Raw genomic sequence first — 6,408 nt, forward strand, 5'->3', positions numbered from 1 at the left:
CGGGGTGGACACCGTGCTCGGCCCGGAGATGCGCTCCACCGGCGAGGTCATGGGCCTGGACCGGGTCTTCGGCACCGCCTACGCCAAGTCCCAGAGCGCGGCCCAACTGCCGTTGCCCGTCAAGGGCCGGGTCGTGCTGTCCGTGGCGGACCGCGACAAGCGGGACATCGTCCTGCCGGCGCTGGCCCTCGCCGGGCTGGGGTTCGAGCTGCTGGCCACCGCCGGCACCGCCGAGGTCCTGCGACGGGCGGGCGTGCCGGTCACCGTGGTGCGCAAGCACAGCGAGGGCGAGGGCCCCGACGGCGAGCAGACCGTCGACCGGATGATCCACGACGGCGCGGTCGATCTCGTCGTCATCACCGGCCGCAGTGCGGCCGGGCCGGCGGGGCGCAGCGGGGACGGCTACCTGATCCGCACCGCCGCCGTCGCCCGCGCGGTGCCCTGCCTGACCACGGTCCAGGCCATGGGCGCCGCCGTCCAGGGCATCGACGCCCTCCAGTCCTCCTCCGGCCCGACGGTGACGCCGCTTCAGGAGCTGAGGGTCCGGTACGACCGGCCGGCGTAGACCAGCGGGTCACCGCCGTCCGCGAGCCGGACGGCGGTGACCTCGCCGACCAGGATCAGGTGGTCGCCGGCCGGGTGGCGGGCGTCGACCACGCAGTCGAGCTGGCAGAGGGCGCCGGCGACGGCGGGCAGGTCCCGGGGCGTCAGCTCGGTGTCCGCCGGGTGGAACTTCTCGGCCCCGCTGGTGGCGAACCGGGTGGCCACGGCGGACTGCTCGTGGCGCAGCACGCTCACCGCGAACTCCTCGCAGCCGGCGAGCGCCTTGTAGGCCCCGGCCGTCTCGGCCACGCAGACCAGGACCAGGGCCGGTTCCAGCGACACCGAGCAGAACGAGGTCGCGGTGAGCCCCTGCGGGGTGCCGTCGCTCCCCCGGGCGGTCACCACCACCACGCCCGCGGCGGTGCGGGCCATCGCGGAGCGCAGTTCGTCGCGGGTCACCGCGCGGCCGTTCACGGCAGCACCACCGTCTGGGCCGCGTAGTTGAGGCCCGCGCCGAAGCCGACCAGCAGCGCGGTGTCCCCGCTCGTCACCGCGCCCTCGGTGAGCAGCCTGTCCAGGGCGAGCGGGATCGACGCGGCGGAGGTGTTGCCGGTCTCGACGACGTCGCGGGCGACGGTGGTGGCGGGTGTCAGGCCGAGGCGTTCGACCATCAGCTCGGTCATCCGGAGGTTCGCCTGGTGCGGGACGAAGGCGCCGAGGTCCGCGACGGACTGGCCGGCGGCGTCCAGGGCCGCCAGCGCGGCGGGGGCCACCTCCTCCATCGCCCAGCGGAACACCCGGCGACCGTCCATCCGCATCCAGGGCCGTTCCTCGCCGGCCCACGGCGCGGTCATCCGCAGGGCCTCGGCGTAGGCGCCGTCGGAGCGGCGGACCACCGGGCCGATCCCGGGCCGGTCGGCGGCGCCGACCAACACGGCGCCGGCGCCGTCGGCGAAGAGCAGGGCGCTGGTGCGGTCGGTCGGCTCGACGATGTCGGTCATCCGTTCGGCACCGATCACCAGCACCCGGCGGGCTCCCCCGGTGCGGACGGTGTCGGAGGCGACGGCCAGGGCGTGGCAGAAGCCCGCGCAGGCGGCCGACAGGTCGAAGGCGGCGGCGCGGTCGGCGCCCAGCCGGTGCGCCACCACGGCGGCCAGCGCGGGCGTCTGGACCAGGTGGGACATGCTGGCCACCAGGACGAGGTCGACGTCGCCGGCGCGCACCGCGGCCCGGTCCAGGGCCCGCCCGGCGGCCTCGGCGGCCATCATCGGCAGGGTCTCGTCCGGTCCGGCGAAGCCGCGCCGGCGGATTCCGCTGCGGGTCTCGATCCACTCCGGGGTGGAGTCGATGCTCCGGCACAGCTCGGCATTGTCGACGCGCCGGCGGGGCCGGTAACCGCCGACGCCCAGTATTTCGCTGTGTCCGGTGCCGGCGACGCGTATTGGTCGTTTCCGCGCGTACCCCACTTCGGTTCTCCATTTCGCCGTCCACTACCGGGCGAGGCGATCCTCACAATCCGACCTGGAATAGCCCTTGAGCCTCGCTGGGCAGCCGTACAATTCAACGGACGCGGGGCCCGGCGGACGGGCGGACGCGAACGGGGAAGGGGGACTCGGTGATACGGCTGCTCATCGCCGAAGACGTACGGATGGTACGCGGCGCACTGGTGGCGCTGCTCGAACTGGAGCCGGACGTCAAGGTGGTCGCGGAGGTCGGCAGCGGCGACGAGGTGGTGCCGGCCGCGCTGGAGTCCCGACCCGACCTGGCGGTCCTGGACATCAACCTGCCGGGTCTGGACGGCCTGGACGCCGCCGAGCGGCTGCGGGCCCGGGTGCCCGGCTGCCGGGTCCTGCTGCTCACCAGCCTGAGCCACCCCACCGTGCTGCGGCGGGCGCTGTCGCTGCCGATCGCCGGGGTGCTGCTGAAGGACGCGCCGCCGAGCGAACTGGTCTCCGCGGTGCGCCGGGTGATGGCCGGTGAGCGGGTGGTCGACCCGCAGCTCGCGCTGAGCTTCTCGCTGCCGACGGACGGCCTGCTCACCCCGCGCGAGGTGGAGGTGCTGCGGCTGGCCGCCGAGGGCGACGACGTGCGGCAGATCGCCCAGCAGCTGCACCTGTCGGTGGGGACGGTGCGCAATTACCTGACCGCGATCGTCCAGAAGCTCGACGCCCGAAACCGGATCGACGCCGTCCGCATAGCCCGGGAGGCGGGCATGATCTGACCGCCCCGGGCGGCCCGGGCATGAGAAATTCACGGTCCGCGCGTGAGATCATCACTAGGACCTCCGGAACTCCTCATGCAATACTCCAGGAAACCGACATTTCCATGGAGGCACACGTATGGACATCAGTGTTCTGGGGCCGCTGGAAATACGAATCGACGGAAACTTCATCGTGCCGAGCGCCGGAAAGCCGCGACAATTGCTCGCGCTGTTCGCACTGCGGGCGGGCCGAATAGTCCAGGTTCCCACGCTGATGGAGGAGGCCTGGGGGGCGCGGATACCGCGCAGCGCCCAGACGACGCTGCAGACCTACGTCCTGCAACTGCGCCGCCGGATCGCGGCCGCGTTGCCGCCCGGCGCCCCCCAGACGGCCAAGGAGGTGCTGGCCACCCGGCTCGGCGGCTACCAGCTGACCGGTGCGGTGCACGACTCCGACCTGCGGACCTTCCAGCGGCTGACCGCCGAGGGCAGCGCGGCCCTGGACGCCGGGGACGCCCGCCGGGCGTCCGACACCCTCGGCCGCGCGCTGCGGCTGTGGCGCGGCCCGGCGCTGGCCGACGTCCCGGTGGGGCCGGTGCTGGAGACCGAGGTGCTGGGCATGGACGAGGCCCGCACCCGGACCGTCGAGCTGCGGGTGGAGGCGGACCTGCAACTCGGCCGGCACGCCGAAATCCTCGGCGAACTGCGGATGCTGACGGCCAGGCATCCTCTGCACGAGAACTTCTCGGCCCAGTTGATGATCGCCTACTACCGCTCGGGCCACACCTGGCGCGCCCTGGAGACGTACCAGCGGCTGCGCGGCGCCCTGGTCGGCGAGCTGGGCGTGGAACCCTCCCGCCGGGTGCAGCGACTGCACCAGCTGGTCCTCGGCGGCTCGCCCGGCCCGCTGCGGGCCGACCTTCCCGAACTTCCCGAATTCGCCCTGGAGGTGTCGCGGTGACCACCCGTCCGAGGACCTACCGCAGCGCGGCCGTGATCGGCACCGGCACGATCGCGCTCGGCTGGATCGCCCTGTTCGCCGCCCGGGGGCTGGAGGTGCGGATCAGCAGCACCCGCGCCGACGCCCGGGAGCACGTGACGGCGGCGCTGCCCCTGTACGCGGCCTCACTTCCCGACGGGCCGGCCGATCCGGCCGCGCTGGCGGCCCGGCTGGTGTTCGCCCCCGACCTCGCGAGCGCGGTGGCCGGCGTCGACGTGGTGCAGGAGAACGCCCTGGAGGACCTCGCACTCAAGCAGCGGCTGTTCGCCGAGGCGGCCGCGGCCGCGCCCGGGGCCCTGCTGCTCTCCTCCACCTCGACCCTGCTGCCGGACGACCTGGGGGCCGGGCTCGACACCCCCGGCCGGGTGGTGGTCGGCCACCCGTTCAACCCGCCGCACATCGTGCCGCTGGTCGAGGTGGTGGCCGGCCGGGACGCCGCGCCGGAGACCGTCGAGGCGGCGGTGGACTTCTACCGGTGGCTGGGCAAGACACCGGTGGTGCTGCGCCGCGCGGTGCCCGGCTTCGTGGCGAACCGGCTGCAGTCGGCACTGCTGCGGGAGAGCATCCACCTGGTGCGCGAGGGCGTGGTCACGGTCGACGAGCTGGACGAGGTGGTGACCGCCTCGATCGGGTCCCGCTGGGCGGTGGTGGGGCCGTTCCACGCCTTCCACCTGGGCGGCGGTCCGGGCGGGTTGCGGCACTGGCTGGAGCACCTGGGCAGCGGCCTGGAGCGCAGCTGGGCGCTGCTCGGCTCGCCGCCGGTGGACCGGGAGACGATCGACACCCTCCTGGCGCAGGCCGACGCCTCGTTCGGCGCGGTGCCGTACGAGGAGCTGGCCGCCCGCCGCGACCGGGGGCAGAACGCCGTGATCGCGGCGGCGGCGCGGGCCCGCGCACGGTGACGCCGCCGCCCCGGTCGGGGAGGAGGGGGCCGGCCGTCCCTCCCCGCCCGGGGCGGCGGCCCGCTCAGAAGGACGCGTGGTCCTGCGTCACCCGGCGCTCCAGGGTCCGCAGTTCGCCGCCCTCGCGGACCAGGACGTCGCGCACCACGCAGGCGGGTGCGACGATCGGCTGGAACTGCCCGGGCCGGGTGGTCAGCACCACGGCGTAGAACTCGGTGTGCACGCTGCCGTCGGGCTGCTCGCGCACGTCGAGCATGTTGAACCAGTGCCGGCGCTGCACCGGGTCCTGGGCGAAGCGCCGCTCGTTGTAGGAGTCGACCTCGGCGGCGATCGCCTCCCGGCCGCGAACGGCGGGCGCGTCCGGCGAGTGGTCGAACACGCCGTCCGCCGCGAAGGTCGCCGCGAACGGCTCGGCCCGTACGGCGTCCAGGTGCTGCATCTGGCGGGCGTAGAAGAGCTGCACCTCCGCGTAGAGCCCGGTCAGCGCCGGGTTGGCCACGGGGGCGGGGGTCGTGGTGGTCGTGGCTGTCGTGGTGCTCTGCACCGGCTTCCTCCTCGGTCGGAACGGCTTCGCGGACGGTCCCGGTCACCCTCGCCGGGTGGGCTCAAACCGTCCTGGAGCCGGTCTGGAGGAACTCCGCCGCGTGGTCCTCGACCCAGCCGCGGAAGGTCCGGGCCGGCCGGCCGGTGATCTCCTGGACGGTGGTGACCAGCGGCGGCGGCACCCGCCGCAGGTACTCCTCGACGCCCAGCAGCGCCCGGGCGTAGGGCTCCGGAAGCCGGTCGCCGACCAGCCGCACCCAGGCCCCGGCGCTCAGCCGGCGGACGGTCAGCGGACGGCCGGTCACCTCGGCGAGGATCCGTACCCGTTCCGGGGTGTCCAGGGCCTGCGGCCCGGAGAGCACCACCGGCCCCGGCCCGGTCCCGGCGCCGAGCAGGACGGCGGCGGCGACGTCCGCGATGTCCCGGGGGTCGATCACCGGCAGGGCGAGGTCCGGGTGGACGGCGCCGATCACGCCCGCGCCGCGCACGGCGGGGATCCACTGCCGGGCGAGCGAGGCGAACGGCCCCGGCCGCAGCACGGTGACCGACCGGCCGGTGGCCGCCAGGACGGCCTCGCCCTGCCGGTGCTTGCGGAACAGCGGGTTGTCCCCGGCCGGGTCCGCGGGTGCGGCGGGCGCGGCGGCGGAGAGCAGCACCAGATGCTGCGGGCCGCGGCCGGCCGCCGCGCGCAGCGCCTCGGCGACGGCGGCGCCGGCGTCGTCGGCCAGCAGGACGAAGGCCTGCTCGACGCCGTCGAGCGCGGCGCGCACGGCCGCCGGGTCGGTCAGGTCGCCCGGGGCGAGGTGGATCCCGGCGGGCAGCAGGGCGGCGGCCCGGGCCGGGTCGCGGACCAGAGCGCGCACCTCCGCCCCGTCCTTGAGCAGTCGGCGGGCCAGATGGCTCCCGACCGCCCCGGTGGCTCCGGTGACCAGCACTTTTGTCGGCATGCCGCCTCCCGCGGATCTGTGCGGGCGGCGCGGTGCCGCCCGCCGACCAGCGAAGCGCGGGCGGCTCGAAGAACGCTCCAGCGGGGCTCGGCCGGGGCGGTGGTCGTCGGGGTGGGTCGGTCGCGGGGGTGGGTCGGTCGCGGGGGTGGTTCAGTTGCGGTGGTGGTTCAGTTGCGGGGGTGGTTCAGTCGCGGGAGCCGGAGGCGCCGTTCTCGTAGGCCTCGATGGTGCGGACGAACAGCGCGCGCTCCTCGGGCGCCAGCGGCTCGAAGG

At 74.9% G+C, this 6,408-nt stretch carries 7 protein-coding genes and 1 pseudogene; 4 read left to right on the top strand and 4 right to left on the bottom strand.

What is annotated here, in order from left to right; all coding sequences use genetic code 11:
* A pseudogene (carB, locus tag ACFU9E_RS35135) lies at positions 1 to 565 on the top strand (carbamoyl phosphate synthase large subunit); the annotation flags it as partial.
* Here the strand turns inward: carB and ACFU9E_RS35140 are convergent.
* Together ACFU9E_RS35140 and ACFU9E_RS35145 are read right to left on the bottom strand one after the other, a co-directional pair.
* Positions 529 to 1,017 carry a flavin reductase family protein gene (locus ACFU9E_RS35140; protein WP_380715674.1) on the bottom strand — a complete coding sequence of 163 codons (489 nt, stop codon included), beginning with the start codon at positions 1,015 to 1,017 and terminating at the stop codon, positions 529 to 531. The pseudogene carB and the gene ACFU9E_RS35140 sit on opposite strands and share 37 nt — an antisense overlap.
* A complete protein-coding gene (locus ACFU9E_RS35145) occupies positions 1,014 to 2,009 on the bottom strand; it encodes a beta-ketoacyl-ACP synthase III (RefSeq protein ID WP_380688044.1) in 996 nt (331 codons plus the stop codon). The genes ACFU9E_RS35140 and ACFU9E_RS35145 overlap by 4 nt, the downstream gene beginning before the upstream one ends.
* Positions 2,010 to 2,158: 149 nt before the next feature.
* Here ACFU9E_RS35145 and ACFU9E_RS35150 point away from each other — a divergent pair, with 149 nt between their 5' ends.
* The 3 genes from ACFU9E_RS35150 to ACFU9E_RS35160 all read left to right on the top strand — a co-directional run bounded on the left by ACFU9E_RS35150 (position 2,159) and on the right by ACFU9E_RS35160 (position 4,645).
* On the top strand, positions 2,159 to 2,764 hold the full coding sequence (locus ACFU9E_RS35150) for a DNA-binding response regulator (protein WP_380688042.1): 606 nt from the start codon (positions 2,159 to 2,161) through the stop codon (positions 2,762 to 2,764).
* A 118-nt stretch (positions 2,765 to 2,882) separates the two neighbouring features.
* Complete coding sequence (locus ACFU9E_RS35155; protein WP_380688040.1) at positions 2,883 to 3,704, top strand: BTAD domain-containing putative transcriptional regulator; 822 nt, start codon at positions 2,883 to 2,885, stop codon at positions 3,702 to 3,704.
* Positions 3,701 to 4,645 carry a 3-hydroxyacyl-CoA dehydrogenase NAD-binding domain-containing protein gene (locus ACFU9E_RS35160; protein WP_380688038.1) on the top strand — a complete coding sequence of 315 codons (945 nt, stop codon included), beginning with the start codon at positions 3,701 to 3,703 and terminating at the stop codon, positions 4,643 to 4,645. The genes ACFU9E_RS35155 and ACFU9E_RS35160 overlap by 4 nt, the downstream gene beginning before the upstream one ends.
* A 64-nt stretch (positions 4,646 to 4,709) precedes the next feature.
* On the opposite strand, the gene ACFU9E_RS35165 is transcribed toward ACFU9E_RS35160, so the two are convergent.
* Both ACFU9E_RS35165 and ACFU9E_RS35170 read right to left on the bottom strand, forming a co-directional pair.
* Positions 4,710 to 5,189 carry a nuclear transport factor 2 family protein gene (locus tag ACFU9E_RS35165; RefSeq protein ID WP_380688036.1) on the bottom strand — a complete coding sequence of 160 codons (480 nt, stop codon included), beginning with the start codon at positions 5,187 to 5,189 and terminating at the stop codon, positions 4,710 to 4,712.
* A 61-nt stretch (positions 5,190 to 5,250) separates the two neighbouring features.
* Positions 5,251 to 6,135, bottom strand: coding sequence for an SDR family NAD(P)-dependent oxidoreductase (locus tag ACFU9E_RS35170; protein WP_380688034.1), 885 nt, complete (start codon positions 6,133 to 6,135; stop codon positions 5,251 to 5,253).
* Between the last annotated feature and the right edge of the window lie 273 nt (positions 6,136 to 6,408).

Origin of the sequence: Kitasatospora sp. NPDC057595, assembly GCF_042800875.1 — a bacterium.
GTDB lineage: Bacteria > Actinomycetota > Actinomycetes > Streptomycetales > Streptomycetaceae > Kitasatospora.

Coding starts and splice junctions, on each gene's coding strand:
- ACFU9E_RS35155 (WP_380688040.1), top strand. CDS start 2,883: ATGGACATCAGTGTTCTGGGGCCGCTGGAAATACGAATCGACGGAAAC.
- ACFU9E_RS35170 (WP_380688034.1), bottom strand. CDS start 6,135: ATGCCGACAAAAGTGCTGGTCACCGGAGCCACCGGGGCGGTCGGGAGC.